This window comes from Shewanella hanedai (genome assembly GCF_007197645.1).
Classification (GTDB): Bacteria; Pseudomonadota; Gammaproteobacteria; order Enterobacterales; family Shewanellaceae; genus Shewanella; species Shewanella hanedai.
On the sequence record NZ_VKGK01000048.1, the window covers coordinates 18,064 to 34,356 of the forward strand.

Annotated in this window: 15 protein-coding genes and 1 pseudogene; 6 read left to right on the forward strand and 10 right to left on the reverse strand. The window is 41.3% G+C overall.

Annotated features, from left to right (window positions below; translation table 11 throughout):
- The first annotated feature begins 115 nt into the window (after positions 1 to 115).
- A complete protein-coding gene (gene asnB, locus FN961_RS23990) occupies positions 116 to 1,789 on the forward strand; it encodes an asparagine synthase B (protein ID WP_144042676.1) in 1,674 nt (557 codons plus the stop codon).
- An 83-nt stretch (positions 1,790 to 1,872) separates the two neighbouring features.
- Here asnB and FN961_RS23995 read toward each other — a convergent pair whose 3' ends face one another.
- The 5 genes and pseudogenes from FN961_RS23995 to FN961_RS24015 form a co-directional block, all read right to left on the reverse strand.
- Positions 1,873 to 3,780, reverse strand: coding sequence for a putative bifunctional diguanylate cyclase/phosphodiesterase (locus tag FN961_RS23995; protein ID WP_229814803.1), 1,908 nt, complete (start codon positions 3,778 to 3,780; stop codon positions 1,873 to 1,875).
- 5 nt (positions 3,781 to 3,785) lie between these two features.
- On the reverse strand, positions 3,786 to 4,340 hold the full coding sequence (locus tag FN961_RS24000; protein WP_144042678.1) for a heme NO-binding domain-containing protein: 555 nt from the start codon (positions 4,338 to 4,340) through the stop codon (positions 3,786 to 3,788).
- A 272-nt stretch (positions 4,341 to 4,612) separates the two neighbouring features.
- Positions 4,613 to 4,962: pseudogene (locus tag FN961_RS24005) on the reverse strand (VOC family protein).
- 87 nt (positions 4,963 to 5,049) lie between these two features.
- Complete coding sequence (locus tag FN961_RS24010) at positions 5,050 to 5,754, reverse strand: DUF445 domain-containing protein (protein WP_144042679.1); 705 nt, start codon at positions 5,752 to 5,754, stop codon at positions 5,050 to 5,052.
- A gap of 134 nt (positions 5,755 to 5,888) precedes the next feature.
- Positions 5,889 to 6,269 (reverse strand): GNAT family N-acetyltransferase, encoded by a 381-nt coding sequence (locus FN961_RS24015; RefSeq protein ID WP_144042680.1) that lies wholly within the window; start codon positions 6,267 to 6,269, stop codon positions 5,889 to 5,891.
- Between the two features lie 353 nt (positions 6,270 to 6,622).
- Here FN961_RS24015 and FN961_RS24020 point away from each other — a divergent pair, with 353 nt between their 5' ends.
- Positions 6,623 to 7,009 carry a VOC family protein gene (locus FN961_RS24020; RefSeq protein ID WP_144042681.1) on the forward strand — a complete coding sequence of 129 codons (387 nt, stop codon included), beginning with the start codon at positions 6,623 to 6,625 and terminating at the stop codon, positions 7,007 to 7,009.
- Positions 7,010 to 7,259: 250 nt separating this feature from the next.
- On the opposite strand, the gene FN961_RS24025 is transcribed toward FN961_RS24020, so the two are convergent.
- Positions 7,260 to 8,279 carry a 2Fe-2S iron-sulfur cluster-binding protein gene (locus FN961_RS24025; RefSeq protein ID WP_144042682.1) on the reverse strand — a complete coding sequence of 340 codons (1,020 nt, stop codon included), beginning with the start codon at positions 8,277 to 8,279 and terminating at the stop codon, positions 7,260 to 7,262.
- A gap of 153 nt (positions 8,280 to 8,432) precedes the next feature.
- Here FN961_RS24025 and FN961_RS24030 point away from each other — a divergent pair, with 153 nt between their 5' ends.
- Together FN961_RS24030 and FN961_RS24040 are read left to right on the forward strand one after the other, a co-directional pair.
- Positions 8,433 to 11,537, forward strand: a complete 3,105-nt coding sequence (locus FN961_RS24030) for a DUF748 domain-containing protein (RefSeq protein WP_144042683.1) — start codon at positions 8,433 to 8,435, stop codon at positions 11,535 to 11,537.
- 328 nt (positions 11,538 to 11,865) lie between these two features.
- Positions 11,866 to 12,222 (forward strand): glutathione S-transferase N-terminal domain-containing protein, encoded by a 357-nt coding sequence (locus FN961_RS24040; RefSeq protein WP_144042684.1) that lies wholly within the window; start codon positions 11,866 to 11,868, stop codon positions 12,220 to 12,222.
- A 64-nt stretch (positions 12,223 to 12,286) separates the two neighbouring features.
- On the opposite strand, the gene FN961_RS24045 is transcribed toward FN961_RS24040, so the two are convergent.
- The 4 genes from FN961_RS24045 to FN961_RS24060 all read right to left on the reverse strand — a co-directional run bounded on the left by FN961_RS24045 (position 12,287) and on the right by FN961_RS24060 (position 14,671).
- On the reverse strand, positions 12,287 to 12,691 hold the full coding sequence (locus tag FN961_RS24045; protein ID WP_144042685.1) for a CBS domain-containing protein: 405 nt from the start codon (positions 12,689 to 12,691) through the stop codon (positions 12,287 to 12,289).
- The gene (locus tag FN961_RS24050) at positions 12,688 to 13,038 is read right to left on the reverse strand and encodes a P-II family nitrogen regulator (protein ID WP_144042686.1); all 351 of its coding nucleotides are present in this window, start codon (positions 13,036 to 13,038) and stop codon (positions 12,688 to 12,690) included. The genes FN961_RS24045 and FN961_RS24050 overlap by 4 nt, the downstream gene beginning before the upstream one ends.
- Positions 13,039 to 13,145: 107 nt before the next feature.
- Entirely contained in the window at positions 13,146 to 13,937 is a 792-nt protein-coding gene (locus tag FN961_RS24055; protein ID WP_144042687.1) for a DUF1538 domain-containing protein, read from the reverse strand.
- Positions 13,937 to 14,671 (reverse strand): DUF1538 domain-containing protein, encoded by a 735-nt coding sequence (locus FN961_RS24060; RefSeq protein ID WP_144042688.1) that lies wholly within the window; start codon positions 14,669 to 14,671, stop codon positions 13,937 to 13,939. Before FN961_RS24060 ends, FN961_RS24055 begins: the two co-directional genes overlap by 1 nt.
- A gap of 631 nt (positions 14,672 to 15,302) precedes the next feature.
- On the opposite strand from FN961_RS24060, the gene FN961_RS24070 reads away from it, so the two are divergent.
- Both FN961_RS24070 and FN961_RS24075 read left to right on the forward strand, forming a co-directional pair.
- Positions 15,303 to 15,737: a hypothetical protein gene (locus FN961_RS24070; protein ID WP_185972874.1), complete on the forward strand. Its 435-nt coding sequence runs from the start codon at positions 15,303 to 15,305 to the stop codon at positions 15,735 to 15,737.
- Positions 15,738 to 15,898: 161 nt separating this feature from the next.
- Positions 15,899 to 16,138, forward strand: a complete 240-nt coding sequence (locus FN961_RS24075; RefSeq protein WP_144042690.1) for a DUF2986 domain-containing protein — start codon at positions 15,899 to 15,901, stop codon at positions 16,136 to 16,138.
- The last annotated feature ends 155 nt before the right edge of the window (positions 16,139 to 16,293 follow it).

Consider the following 16,293-nt stretch of genomic DNA (forward strand, 5'->3'; position numbering starts at 1 on the left):
CCACACAAAAAAGGCGTTTTTATCGATGATTTGTCATTTCCACATTTGGCAAACTCAGCATTTAATGGCACAGTGATACTCAATTGAGATTTACACCGTTTTGTGGAGCTAGCCTATGTGTTCAATATTCGCCATTTTAGATATCAAATCAGACTCAACACCTCTGCGCCAGGTTGCACTAGAGATGTCTAAGTTAATGCGCCATCGTGGACCAGACTGGTCTGGTATTTACAGCTGTGACAAAGCGATTCTGGCCCATGAACGTCTCGCCATTGTCGACATTGAACATGGCGCACAACCTTTATTTAGCCAAGATAGCAACATTGTATTGGCAGTTAACGGCGAGATTTATAACCATAAAGAGCTTAAGGCTGAACTGGGTGATAAGTACAGTTACCAGACAAACTCAGATTGTGAAGTGATCCTAGCCTTGTATCAGGAATATGGCACCGAATTTTTAGACAAACTCAACGGCATTTTTGCTTTCGTATTATACGACAAAACCAAAGATTTCTACCTGATTGGCCGTGACCATATGGGGATTATCCCACTGTATTCAGGCCTCGATTCCGAAGGCAACTTCTATATTGCCTCAGAAATGAAAGCCCTGATGCCCGTTTGTAAAACCATTGAAGAGTTCAAGCCTGGTCACTTTATGACGAGTGAGAAAAGCAGCTCTGATGGCTATGTTAGCTATTATCAGCGGGACTGGAGAGAGTTTGATGCAGTAAAAGAGAACCCTGCCAGTGTTGATGAACTAAGAGAAGCACTTGAAGCTGCTGTTAAACGTCAATTAATGTCTGATGTACCTTATGGCGTACTACTTTCAGGTGGCTTAGATTCATCAGTTATCTCAGCAATTACTCAAACTTTTGCAAAACGTCGTATTGAAGATGATGGTGAAAGTAATGCTTGGTGGCCACAACTTCACTCGTTTGCCGTAGGCCTCGATGGAGCCCCTGATTTAATTGCAGCTAAAAAAGTTGCCGATGCGATAGGCACTATCCATCACGAGATCACCTTTACTTTTCAAGATGGAATCGATGCGATTAAAGATGTGATCTATCACCTTGAAACCTATGATGTCACCACCATACGTGCAGCAACACCCATGTACTTAATGGCGAGAAAGATTAAGGCTATGGGCATTAAGATGGTGTTATCAGGCGAAGGCGCTGATGAGCTATTTGGTGGTTACCTTTATTTTCATAAGGCCCCTAATGCACAGGCATTTCACGAAGAGTTGGTGCGTAAGCTCGATAAACTTCATCTGTTCGATTGCCTACGTGCGAATAAGGCAATGGCAGCTTGGGGCTTAGAGGCACGTGTCCCCTTCCTTGATAAAGAGTTTATCGATGTTGCCATGCGCATCAACCCAGAAGCTAAGATGTCTAAAGATGGCAAAATTGAAAAGCATATTCTGCGTCAAGCTTTCGAGCACAAGTTACCTAAAGAGGTTGCATGGCGTCAAAAAGAGCAGTTCAGTGATGGTGTCGGTTACTCTTGGATTGATGGTTTAAAAGAACTAGCAGCTGAGAAAGTGGATGACCTAAAACTGGCCAATGCTAAGTTCAAGTTCCCATACAACACGCCAGAGACAAAGGAAGCTTACTATTACCGTTGTTTCTTCGAGGAGCTTTTTCCGCTTCCAAGTGCCGCAGAAACTGTACCTGGTGGAAAATCAGTCGCATGTTCAACGCCAGAAGCATTAGCTTGGGATGTGAGTTTGCAGGGAATTATTGACCCATCTGGCCGAGCAGTTCAATCGGTTCACGAAAGCGCATACTAATCAAATAAGCTGTGGTGATGTTTATCATCACAGCTTATTCTTTGCTTGTTCTACACCACTTGGATAAGCATTCATTGAGCCGTTTATGAATTTGGAAGCAGTGAGACACCACGTTGCATATGGAGTAATTCGATAATACTAAGAGGCTTAAAGAAATAGCTGCCTTGAGCAAAATCGCAATGGTGATCTTGTAAGAAAGCCAGCTGACTATTGGTTTCAACCCCTTCGGCAATCACCTTGATCCCTAGCGAGTGGGAAAGTTCGATAATAGTTGATGCTATCGTTCTATGGGATGGATCAATATCTATTTCTGCGATAAAAGAGCTGTCTAATTTAATCACCTCAATAGGGAGTTCCTGCAGATATTTGAAGCTTGAGTAGCCAGTCCCAAAGTCATCTAAACTGATTGAAAACCCCATCCCGTGCAGCTGAAATATAATACTTTTAGCAGCTTCTATATTCATTAAGAATACCGCTTCGGTGATCTCAATTGTCATGTATTGCGATATGTCTGGATGAGTATTGATTAGCTCCTGTAACTGCACGATGAAGCTTTGCGATAAAAAATGTGAGGGGATAATATTAATCGTTAACTTTTCTAACCGCTTTGCAGACATAATTCTATCTACCTGTTGCACTAGCAACTCAATAGACAAGCCACCGAGTCGCGTAATTAACCCACTCTCTTCAGCCACAGGGATAAACTTTTCCGGAAGCATCTCGCCTTTTTTAGAGTGTTTCCAACGAAGCAAGGCTTCTGCAAAAATCATTTCACCACGAGTTAGATCAATTACCGGCTGAAAACGCATAAAAAAACCTTTCTCAGTAATCGCTTTATCCAACTCAACACTTAACTCTGTTCGTTCAATATTTTTATTAATATGTTCCTGTTCACAAAACTGATATCCACTGCCATTTCCCTTATCTCCTTTCGCCTTATACATGGCTAAATCCGCATTAATCATCAACTCTTCGCGGTTTGAACCGTACTCAGGGTAAATCGCAATTCCCATGCTCATTTTAGGCATGATAAGGTTTCTTTGATAATAAAACGGGCTAGAGATAGCTTCTATTATCTGCTCACATTTTTTAACCACAAATTGAGGGTCACTAACATTCGTTAGCACGATAGAAAACTCATCGCCGCCTAATCTCGCGACAATATCGCTCTCCCTGATATTTAATTTGAATTGGCTCGCAATATGATGAAGTAGATGATCACCTGCACTGTGACCTAATGTGTCGTTAACTTGCTTAAAGTCATTAAGGTCAATCAAAATAACAGCAAGACTATCTTTATTACTCTGAGCCTTAGATAGGGCAACATCTAATTCTTGATTGTATAAAACCCGATTGGGTATCATGGTCAAATGATCATAATGAGCCATTTTTTCAACTAATTTAGAGTTTTCAACCCGCTCATCAATATCGCTAAAGGAACCTGCAATACGAATTACGTCACCATTTTCATTCCATACCGCTTGTCCGACAACCCAAAACCATTTGTATCGCCCATTACTTGTCTGAACGCGGCATTCACAATCGAAGGCTTTCCTTTCTCTAAAATGTTTCTTCAGCACATGTAACAATGTTTTCTTATCTTCATTGTGAATAAAAGAGAGGTTTTTGAATCCAAATAATAGCTCTTCTTCGCTATAACCAAACATGGAGGTTAAACGTTCACTGAAATACCAAACATTATCGACAATATTTTTCTCCCACACACCCGCACTCGTCGCCCTCATCGCTAATTGAAACCTTTCTTTCGCTTTTTTATGTGCAAAACTCTCAAGCTCAGCCTTTGTCTTAGCCATCTGAAGTTCGCTCGTGCGGATCTGAACGATTTGATCTAACTGTTCATTCACCTGCTGAAGTTTCTGATTAGTATTCCACAGCTCTTTGCTTTTTTCGTTCAGGATTTGTTCTGCTTCCTTTCGAGCACGCCTCTCCCTTTCGACTCTACGAAGCAAAACTTGTTCCCGATCTTCCATTACACTCATGATGGAATAGGCGTTCTTGTAATATTAAAGATTACATCGGTCTCGGAGTCTTTTGTTTCTGGAGTACGTGTTATCTCAAAATGCTCATTAAAGTGATTAGCACACCCATCGAGTAACCCTTCAGCAAAAGAGGCGAAAGGTCGGTTAGATTGATAATGCAGACGAATAGCATTATCACCTAAACGTTCACAGCTGAATTTAGGCAGTTCAGCTTGAGGATAAAGCTTATAAACTTCGACATGAATATAACTGTCTATCTTGGAGAGCAGATCAAAAGAGTCAGTCATTTCACTCGCAATTTCAGGATGACCGCCTATCAATTCAACAAACAATTTTTTACCAAACAATTTGACGAGCTCTGTCACAGGAACTGAAGACATTTCACTTAATTTGACCACCAATTGAAGCAGTTCTTCATGATTATAACTGCCAACTGCTGTGTATATTCCTTCACTATCGAGCTCACATGACTGGAGTAATGCATCTAACGTTTCATACCCAAACTCATCTTCAATCAATTCAATAAACCCAGTAAAAACCATTCCCATCATAAAGTTAGCCTCAATTATCAATGTGTAAATTCACTTTCTATCTGGCAGTAATTTACTGGTTATTAAAGAAAGAGAAGTTAGAGAGATGCAATATACAAAAAGTATAGTCGCTAGGAGGCTTAACGCTTGCTCAGTTATGGCTGCGATTTGCAGCTAGGGTTAATTGGTGGATTGATGTAGGAAAGAGGTACAACGGGGAAACAGTAAACGGCAAGGCTTATATCAATCAGTATAAGCCTTGTTGTCACCAACAAAACAACTAACGAATATGGTTACTCAGACCAAATAGCAAATTCATTGCCATTTGGATCTTTAAAATGAAACCGTCGCCCGCCAGGAAACGAAAAAATGGCTTTAGAGATTATGCCGCCGTGCTGCTCGACGACCTGCAGTGATGCCTCCAATGCCTCAGAGTAGATAACAATCAGTACACTGCCACGTGCCAAATCAAAGCTTTGATTCGAGAGATAAAAGCCACCTGTAATCCCTGCATCGGTAAAGCAGGTGTACTCGGGCCATAGTCGATAAAGCCCCAGCCAAATACTTGACTGAAAAATTGTTTTGTTTTCTCGATATCTTTAACAGGAAGTTCAAGATAATTAATCGTATTGTGGGAATTCATTAACGTCTCCTTAGTATCACACTAAGTTAACGTAGAAAGGGAGCTAATGCTCCCTTTTTGATACATCAATATCCCATTCATTAGCGATTAGATGTTAAACAGCGCCGCAATTAAGCCAATAATACCGCCGAATACTCCACCCCAGACCACCAGCCAACCTAAATGCTCGCGGATCATCTCTTGAATAATATCTTTTACTAGCTCAGGTGTTAACTCATCTAGCCTTTGCGTGACGATCTCACTGACTTTAGTACGCATATCAGCAAGTACATCAGGACGTTCGAGCTCATTCTTAACAAGATTAATGAAATCTTCACTCTGTGATATCTCAACTAAAGAAAGCTTCATTTTTTCAATAAAAGGCTCTCTCAATGGTGCAATAGCTTCGGTGCCACCAAACATCGCGAGCATGCCACCTAATGATGACTGTTCAACCGTAGTGACTAATGCATCAAAGGCCGGAGCCAAATCCACTTTTTCTATCACAGGTTGCAAGTTGATGTGCGACTCCATTCCTTCTGAAGAGAGAAAGCGGTCTATATTTTCATCGGTAAAAAACTGCTTCATCATTAAATCAGAGATACCCGCTTTAAACTCTTCGAAACGCGTAGGGATCACGCCAGATCCATATAACCCAGGCACTTTTTCAAACAGCATATGTATCGCTAACCAGTTGGTGACAGCACCGGAAAGTGCAAACAAACCAACACTAAAAAGGATAGGCAACGCTAACAAATACCCAGATACCACCAAGATGGCAGCAATAAGGTTAGTTATTACACTCTTGTTCAATCTCTTGCTCCAACATGAATAAATATACAACCTGAGAATAGCGACACTTAAGCTCGCTCAGATCGATATAGAATAAAAACGCGACATGATATCATAGGCATACTTGCTTTTATCAATTAGGGGACTGCTTAACACTAAATAAGTAAAAAACCCTCTCCATCAATTTTACCCCGGCGCACAGCTACCACTTGAGTTTCATCAGCTAACTCTTTTGCTTTAGCGACCAAGTCGGTGCCAATCCCCGTACCTCTATATTCATCTGCGACATATAGGTCGTCAAAATACCATAAAGGTTTAAGTAAAATCGTAGAGTAGGAGGGAAACAATTGGATAAATCCAACAGGAACATTCGCTTTAAAAGCAATAAAAATCACTGAGTCATTCTCAAAAAGTCGAGCCTGAATGAAGCTTCTGCAATCACTTAAATTACTTTCCTTTCCCAAACACATTCGATAACCATTAAAAAGTGTGGCTAACGCATCGAGGTCATCAGTAATTGCAATTCTTATGTACATATTCATTCCTTAACATTTATTTCCATTTTAGCGATGAGAATAAAGGTAATATAGTTCAAACAGTTATTGTGTTGATACTAACAACTTTTCTATGAATTACATAACGTTAACTTAACTAACTATTACACACCCTCAAAACAAATCTAGCTGTAAATACATTTTTATTCCTCAAAGCTGGACTACACTTTACTTCAGAGAAGGCTCACAGTGCCTTACTCAAGCCTCAAACAGCTAATATTATTTATGTGAGTGAAAACTCACAGTAATGACACTCATTACACGGCTAAAAGAGATCCTTTACCATCAGCATGACGATTAACTCGTTCACACTATTTATCGTTAAGGAGATGAGTATGCAAACACCCTATAACACCCCTGGAGCTTTAGGCTGGCATGAGTTGACTTCTAACTCTTGTGAGGATGCATTTAGCTTCTATGGAGCAGTGTTTGGTTGGACATTTAAAACCATGCAAACATCACATGGCCCCTATCACATCATTGAAAATGAAGGTGAGAAAATAGGAGGCATTGCCCCAAATCCTTGCCCAGAACAAGAAAGCCACTGGACGAGCTATGTCACCGTAAAAGATGTTGATGAGGTCGCGATTAAAGTCATATCTTTGGGAGGAGAACTGCTTTATGGACCAGAAGATATTCCAGAAGTCGGTAGGCTCTGTTGGATCAAAGATCCTCAAGGGGCAATCATAGCGGCAATCACTTACCATAAAGCTGATAAGTGACATTTAATACATAGTAAAAAGAGTATTAGCCTCCTTCTCGGCATGTTTTCCAAGCAATGCCTAACTGCTATACCAACATAATTGTGCATTATTGCATTTTCCACAAGACCTCCAAGGATGGAGGAGATACCTAAAACATACCTGTAACAGCCACAAGCAAATAAGCCTTATGAGTGAAAAAGATCATTGAACTTGATGTTAGATTGTTAACAATTAATCAGAGTCGAACACTTGCGGCTATTCATCGTGATTAACCTTCCCTGGGGGACAATCTCAAATCTATATAATCATAAGTGAGCGCGTGGATCCGATCCAGTGGCGTACCATTTAAGAATATTAACTGCTGCCCTTTGGTCACAAAACTTGGTTCACCACATAAGAAAATCCGTTGTGGAGAATCGGGTAATGTTTGACTGTCCATCTTGTGCATATTCATCGCCACTTCAAATGGATCGCCAACTTCAACTCTTGTTGAACTGACCGCCTTTTCATCCATGTGATCGACACAGGCTAAATAGGTCATGTTTCGATGCTCTAACATCAACTTCAATAACTTATTATGATGATAGAGATCAGCAACATTTCTGGCTCCATGGTAGAGATATATCTCTCCTTTATGACCCTGAGACAAGGCATCTCGCGCAATACCATATACGGGGCCTAAGCCAGTACCAGTACCAATTAATATCAGAGTGTCATTTCTATAACTTGCCTTATAGCAACAATCTCCCCAAGGCCCTTGAATTAACAAACTCTCACCAACACTGGCATGGTTGAATAACCAATCGCTAAATTGTCCGTTATATTTTCTTCGTATGTGTAACTCAATCAGTTTTGAATCAGGATCATTGGTAATAGAGTAACTACGCGTTAGCCCATCAAAACGTCTTAGATTGATATATTGCCCGGCACTGTGGCGAAACTCTTCGGTAGGCTCAACTAATATTTTCACCACAGATTCAGAGAGGTACTGCTTCTCATGGATATGAGCTGAAACGAACAGGTTCTGAGCAATAATTGATTTAAGCTTCTGCCCAGCTGTTGGTTTACATAGACATGCACAGATATAAGCATCTGATTTGAGCTGAGTCGTTAGCCCCCGTTGTGCACCAGTAGGGAGATAGCCACTCACATGCTGCACTAGACAGGTCTTACACGCTCCTTTTTTACAGGAGTATGTGACGGAATGCCCATGACGGATCAAGGCATCAAGTACGGTTTCACCTTTGATGGATTCAACACTTTGTTCATCGAAATAAAATCGTGTCATCGTTTAGGTTGCCTAATCAGCTGATTTGTTGGTATTGACTTCAAAAAAAGATAAATCAAACTGTTTGAAGTCATTGATAATGGCTATTTATATGCTATAAATTTAGGTAAAATGCCCACTCTATAAAAATCTCTATATTCGATTAAGGTAAGTATGTCCGCTAAACCCAAAAAAGCGATAAATTTGAGAAAAATGTATCGTCAACTTCCTCGGTACCAACAATATTTAACTATTGTGTTAGCGATTTACCTCTCCTTTATTACCTTACTCGGCCTCGTCGTTCCTTACATTGCCTTGCAACAAATTCCAGCTCAACTAAGCACCTTGGTAAAAAGACCGGTCAGCTTAGGGGATGTCTCAATCAATCCTTTTAACTTGCACGTCTCATTATTGGATCTTCACCTCTTTGAAGAGAATAAAACAGACTTTACTGGATTTGCTGAACTCAGCTTCGAACTCAGTTTTTGGCACTCGCTTATTAACGGTGCTATCAGCATCAAAGACGTCTCTTTAATCCGTCCTTACTTGCTAGCTGAACGATTAAATCAAAATGTGGGTGCAGAGTTCAATTTCTCTGACATCATCAATGAGCTAACCAAAAAGGAGGCTGACGCCAATACAGTCAAAGCTCCTCCGACTGAACTGCCTCACATCATGGTCAACAAGTTAGCCATTGTCAGTGCCAATGTTAAGTACACTGACATGCTAACAGATAGTCAATTAAACTATCCGGATATCAACCTTAGCATCGAAGGTTTCGACACGTTAAAAGAGCTTGATAGCCAACAAGATGCATCGAATCGATTTTCAATCCGTCTACGCGGTAAGAACGGAGGCGAAATTGCCACTCAAGGTCAGCTTCAACTGGCACCGTTAAATGTCATCGGCGCCGTGCAATTAAATGCCATTGCCTTACCAGATTTTTGGTCATTTATTTCTGACGAGTTTCAAGCTCATTTAGACTCAGGTAAGTTTGATTTCAGCACTGATTTTGCATTATCGAGCAATCCAGCTTCAGCCGACAATCCAATTGAACTCACGACCAGTAATGGGCAATTTGCACTAAGGGATATCGTTTTTACACATGACAAGCGCTCCCTACTCTCTTTGCCATTATTTGCCGCAGAAAATATAGCTTTAGACCTTAACCATAAGCAGGTAAAAATTTCACGCCTTTACAGTGAAGAATTCACTTTAGCTAGCCGAATTTCAGCGGATGGACTCGATCTTGTCCCGCTTTTCATGCCTAATTTTATCTCGACTCAGGCAACAAAACAGACAAGGGCAACTCAGTCCACAGCTCCCAAAGAAACGAAAAGTGAAATTACACCTGCAAGTGAAGAGTCAGTGCTTACTGAAACTGATAAGCCAAAGGTTAATGCTGAACCAACTTGGTCAGTCATTGTCGATAAAGTTGAACTAAAAGACTTTGATATCAAGGTAAATGAAAGCTTAGTGTCGAACAACACAGTGTGGCAGATTGCCCCACTGAACCTTGTGACAGGTAAAATCTATTCAGATCTTCGCGATCCAGTACAATACCGACTTGATTTTTCCATCAATGATCAAGGTAAATTTGAGTCTAACGGAGCAGTAGATCTTAAACAGCAACACATAGAAAGTGCCGTTCAACTCACTGACTTTTCCTTGCCGCAACTACAAACTTATCTCGCCCCTTATCTAAACATCACCCTTGAACAGGGTGAGTTGAGTATTGAAGGGCAAGTTAAGGCCAGTTCAGCCGATGACATCACCTTTATCGGCGACAGTACTATCAAGGCGTTATCAATCAAAGATAATGTGCAGAATAAAACTTTGTTGAAATGGCAATCCATGGCCATAAGCAAGATTAATTTAGATCAACAACAGCACTTGTTATCCATTGACTCAGTAGACTTCGTCAAACCTTACAGTCGACTCATCATTGCTAAAGACAGAACCACCAATATTGGCGGGTTACTGATTGAGCAACCTAAGCTTAATCAAAACGTAGATCAGAGTACTAAACTCGACAAGTCTGGAGAGAAAAAACTTAAACTTGTTATCGGTAAGCTTGGTTTTAGCCAAGGTTCTACCTTCTTCGCTGATAACTCCCTTACCCCCAATTTTGCTGCTAGCATTGAGCAATTAGAGGGAGAAATTAGCCAGCTTTCCTCAACATCAACCAAGCCCGCTAAAGTCGATATCAAAGGTAAAATAGATAAATATGCCCCTGTTACATTAAAGGGAGAAATAAATCCCTTACTGGCGATGCCTTATCTAGATTTGGCCCTTAAATTTGCCAATGTCGAGCTGACCTCAGTCAACCCATATTCAGGTACTTACGCAGGCTACTATATTGATAAAGGCCAACTCTCTATCGATTTGGACTATCAATTAAAAGATAATCAACTATTGGGCAGCAACCATATGGTGGTCGATCAACTCACCTTAGGGGAACCTAGCGACAGTGGCTTAGCCACAGGCTTGCCCGTTACGTTAGCCATTGCACTACTGCAGGATAGACACGGCGTAATCGATCTTGGACTTGAAGTTTCCGGCGATCTTAATTCACCAGAATTTAGCTTTGGCAGCATCATTTTGAACGCATTTACCAATCTGATCACTAAAGCCGTCACAGCACCATTTAGTCTACTTTCAGGGCTATTTGGTGATCATGAATCTTTGGACAGCATAGAGTTCGAACCCGGCTTGGCAGTGATCAGCGATAAAGAAGCGACTAAGCTCAGTACATTAACCAGCGCATTGATAGAAAGGCCAAAACTCACATTGAGTATTGAGGGTGCGGTAGACCCAATGAATGACAGCCGTGAGCTTGAATCCTTCATGCTAAAGCAGAAACTTGCAGAGATTAGTCACATCGAGGTAAGTGCAATGCCAACGCCATTAACGGCAAGCAACTTCCCGACCGAAGGCCCGTTATCACAAGCGCTTATCGCTCTGTTTGAAAATGAAGTGGGTGGTGTCGCTAATGACATCAAAACACAAATAATTGCGAAAAATGAGCAAGACGAAACCTTGAGCAGTGAACAAGTAATAAACACCCAATGGCATATCGCCCTGTACAATCAAGTACTGAACCAACAACAGGTCAATGAACAGATGTTGGGTAATTTAGCCAGTGAGCGAGCCTTAGCCGTTAAAGCCCACTTGGTGGATATCAATAAGCTTGCCCCCTCTCGGATATTCTTGCTCGACAGCCGTATTGATATTAACCAAGACGCTGAGGAAGCGATATTGACCTTAGGTGCTGAATAACCTAATACCAATCAGTATAAAGATTTGATCGCTCAGCGAGAGTTTAGCGGTCCAGAGGCAAGGCAACGAGTGAAGAGCATAGTTATTCTACGGTTAAGCTCGTTAACACAGGATCAGAACCGCTAAAACTCGCCTGTAAGGAGTGTTTTTGGCTGCCTATTTCTGCGTTGAATGAATTCACAAGGGAACAACCATTATCTCATCCATTCGCCTTGAATTAGTTTGCAAAAAAACACTCTGAGTAGATCAACTTCTTATACTGATTGGTATAATCTTGCTCTTGCATGGGTTACACTCTGGCCGATTTCGATTCTATCAGAGGTAACCCATGTTTATTGTTCGTTGGTTTTTAGGTCGCATTATCTTACTGCTCAACTTTATCTTCACCCCGAAGAAGCTCAAACGTCCTTCGGATGAGCAATCTGTTATAGATGCAGCGACTCAGCAGTTAGCCTTATATCAATATAAAGCCTGTCCATTTTGCGTTAAAGTTCGCCGCGCAATGCGCAGACAAGGTTTAAACATCGCAACCTTAGATGCGAAGCAAGATCCACACAAAAGTACATTAGTGGATCAAGGCGGCCAGGCAAAAGTGCCGTGTCTGCGTATCGAAGAAGATGGTGTAACCCGTTGGATGTACGAGTCTTCAGAGATTATCAGCTATCTCGATAAGCGATTCGCATAACAGCACATTTATTCAAATAAAAAAGCGACCTTTAAGGTTGCTTTTTTATTTGAATAAAGTCTCGCTAAATTTGAGCCATCATCCCTTTGAGCACCAAATCCTGATAACTCACTAAACCCAAAATTTCACCATTTTCAATAACGGGCGCTTTAGAGATACGCAACCGCTCAAATAAACGTGCACAATAGCGTACATCCATCCCAGCGCTGACCGACAACACAGGTTTAAGCATTATTTCGTAAATATTGACGCGTTCAGGCGCCCTATCTTTCGCCAATACTTGTTTGGCAATGTCACTCATCAATACAATGCCATATTCGTCATTCTCATGACGTTTATTCACAAACAACACTTTTACATCTTGCTCTATCGCATGTTTAACCGCATCGGCGACAGTATGAAGTCCATCAACCATCACAAATTTATTCGTCATCACATCTGAGTTTCGAACTAGTTTTCGCTGACTCATATATCATCCTCAATATCTTTACTGATCTCTCGTACTTGATGTGCGACACCCACTGCATCTTCAACATCTATCTGGATGGCAATCCCTTGACCGGGGTTTGTATCAAACTCGCCAACTCTGTTAATCGTTTCAAGAATAGAACGGCTTTTATGCTCTTCAACTAAAAATAGCACCACATCTCGCTGTACATCTAATGTGAGTCCCATAAAAGTCTTCTTCTTCTCTATCCCCTCACCTCTGGCATGGTTGATCACGGTAGCACCGGTCGCGCCAGCCTTTCTCGCCGCATCAAGAATGCGATTTGTCATGCCATCATCAATAAAGGCAATAATGAGTTTAAAACGCATCGTTAACTCCTCATAATCTTCAATACTTAACCTTTAATACTTAAGTTACTTGGTATTTTTTTACTTGAGTAACTGCGCAGCTCTTTAGTTCTGAGGCCGCAATTGGGTCAAGACATATTGTTCTGCTTTTTTAACGCGCGTCTTTTATTCAACGCATCGACAATCTGTGCATATCCCATAACACTGATCATAGGAAAGAGGCTGGCAAAAGCGATTAAACCAAACCCATCGATTAAAGGATTACGCCCTTCAACATTGGTCGCCAATCCTAAGCCTAATGCAGCCACTAAAGGTACGGTGACAGTCGAGGTTGTCACCCCACCAGAATCATAAGCCAAAGGTACAATCATCTTAGGAGCATAAAAAGTTTGAACTACCACAATGATATAACCTCCCATAATGTAGTATTGAATAGGATCCCCTACTACAATTCGAAAACACCCTAACGCAATACCAAAAGAAACCCCGATAGCCACTGAAATACGTAATCCCTGAACACTAATAGCACCTGCTGAGACTTCGTTGGCCTTTATTGCCACTGCGATTAAGGATGGCTCTGCGATGGTGGTACTAAAACCAATTGCCGCAGCAAAGATGTACACCCATAGATAATCTTGCCAAATAATGGTTTCATCTGGGCCCAAATTAGGATGAATAAACTCAACTGAAGTCAACTGCTCAGCCATACTCTCACCAATAGGAAAAAGCGCGAGCTCCAGCCCGACTAAAAACAGGGTGAGTCCTACAATCACATAGAAAAAACCTAGCACTACCTTATGCCAGTTGGCAATGGGACGTTTTAACACTCCAAGCTGAAAACCAAACAGAATGACAGCAATTGGGATCACGTCCCTTGCGGTTAGTAACAAGGTGTCGAATAATCCGTAAAGCACTTCCATTAAAAGACCACCATGCCGTAAATCAGCACAAAAATCATCGGCGTTAAGCTCGCAAAAGCAATCAAGCCAAAACCATCTAGCATGGGATTTCTCCCCTTAATCACACTGGCTAAACCAACTCCTAGTGCCGTCACTAGCGGTACCGTGATAGTCGATGTCGTCACGCCACCTGAATCATAAGCAATACCTATGATGCTATCAGGGGCAAAAGTGGTCAGCACCATCACGATAATATAGCCACCAATGATTAAATAATGGATAGGCCAGCCTTTTAATATCCTCACCACTCCTAACAAGATGGCTAACCCCACCGCTATTGCCACAGTAAACCTAAGTCCCATCGCATAGCTATTCATTGACGCCTCATCCGGCTTAATAGCCCCTGCATCAGCCGCCACTTGCGCCGCTTCATTCGCCACAGCCGTTAAAGCGGGTTCTGCCAATGTGGTGCCAAAACCCAAAGAGAATGAAAACAGCACCAACCAGAATACACTGCCTTTACGAGCAAGCGCTTGAGCCAGAGATTCGCCTATCGGGAACAGACCCATTTCGAGTCCAAATACAAAGAAGGTCAAACCAAATACGATAAAGACAAGCCCAATCATGATTGAAGCGAGATCTGCAGGGGCTTGTTGCAAGATAAAAATCTCAAAGAAACTCACGACCAATATAATGGGAATAAGGTCTTTAAAACTCGACAACAAAGATTGAAGCAGTTTGAAAATAGCAGGCATTAACACTCCATGTGTAAACACGCAAAAAATCATAAAATAGAGCGAATAAGCTAAACCTCAACCTTATATTTGCTCTCACAGCGTTCAACAGTCCAGTGAACCTAGGTTAATTTAGTGTGCCACCAGACAAGTAAATAGCAACAACTAATCAACATTAGTTGTTCTTTTGTTGAGCAAAATCAAGTTTATTCCTGCTTATATAGATTAGGACGCTGAAGGTAAAAACTTGTCAGTTTGATGCCAACCCGTGGCGAATTGAGTTATGCTGCAATAATCATGTAAGTAATGTCGTGGTTAAATGCGCGGTTTTAATATTATACCAATCAGTATAAAGATTTGATCGCTCAGCGAGAGTTTAGCGGTACTGAGGCAAGGCAACGAGTGAATAGCATAGTTATTCTACGGTTAAGCTCGTTAACACAGCTTCAGAACCGCTAAAACTCGCCTGTTAAGGAGTGTTTTTGGCTGCCTATTTCTGCGTTGAATGAACTCATAAGGGAACAACCATTATGTCATCCACTCGCCTTGAATTAGTTTGCCAAAAAACACTCTGAGTAGATCAACTTCTTATACTGATTGGTATTAGCCGTGCTCGGACACTAGAATAACCACCAAAATAATAAGAAAAAATATGATTAGTTATAAAATAGCCATTTTACTCTCACTCACACTCATGAGTGCCTGTTCAAGCAAGAAAACCGATCCCAGTGATTTCAATCTAGATGTAAAAGACAGGTTCAGCACAAACATTAAAGGAGACGGTATTAAACTGTTTACCTATAAAGCCCAACTTGCCACTTTGGGTGACTCTGACAATCTACTTCCCCATAAAGAACGTATTGATCAAGCCAAACGAGCACGTTCAGGTAAGCGCTATGAACAACCGGATCTAAGTGACTGGACCCAACAAATAGAGTTGGGACTCTCAAAGACCTTGACCATGACAGGTTTTTGCCGAGAAGGGTTTATGGAACTAAGCCGTATTATCGAAGTGGGAAGAGCTGAGATCCGTGGTGAATGTAACGAAGGGGCTAGCGAAGTGGATAAACAAAAATTCGCCTTATAATGCAGTATAAATTGCCCAGTTCATAAAGCAAAACTAGTGCTAACCAACAAGAAAACGCATATTTTATGGCTTGAAGCAACAGATTGAGTTAAAATCCGCACCCAGTTTACAATCTGCTGCTAAAGAGCGGCAGATTTATGCAGCATTTTGGTAGAGAGTTTATGAACAGAAAACAGAAAATGATTAAGATGACGGCGAAACGTGCCAAGGCTCGCCTGAACAAACATACAGCTCCTACAATCAAAAAGTATGTATCAAAAGGTGATCGCGCCAAAGCATTAGCTCAAGAGCAAGCTGAAGCCGCACTGTCTGGTAACAAGACTAATGACGAAGGACAGACTGTTGTTGTCGAAGAGACTCAAGATGTCAACGTCGAGTCGACTGAGTCAACTCAATCTTAAGTAATACCTTTACTTAAATAAAAAAGAGAGCTTGGCTCTAATGCCGATCATTTAGTGATAAATCGATCGGTTGACTGATCTTCTAGATGCTTCAGAATCCGAGTCCTACCTCTAGGTCTCGGATTTTTTTATGCAAGTATCTCAAGCTTTTGACA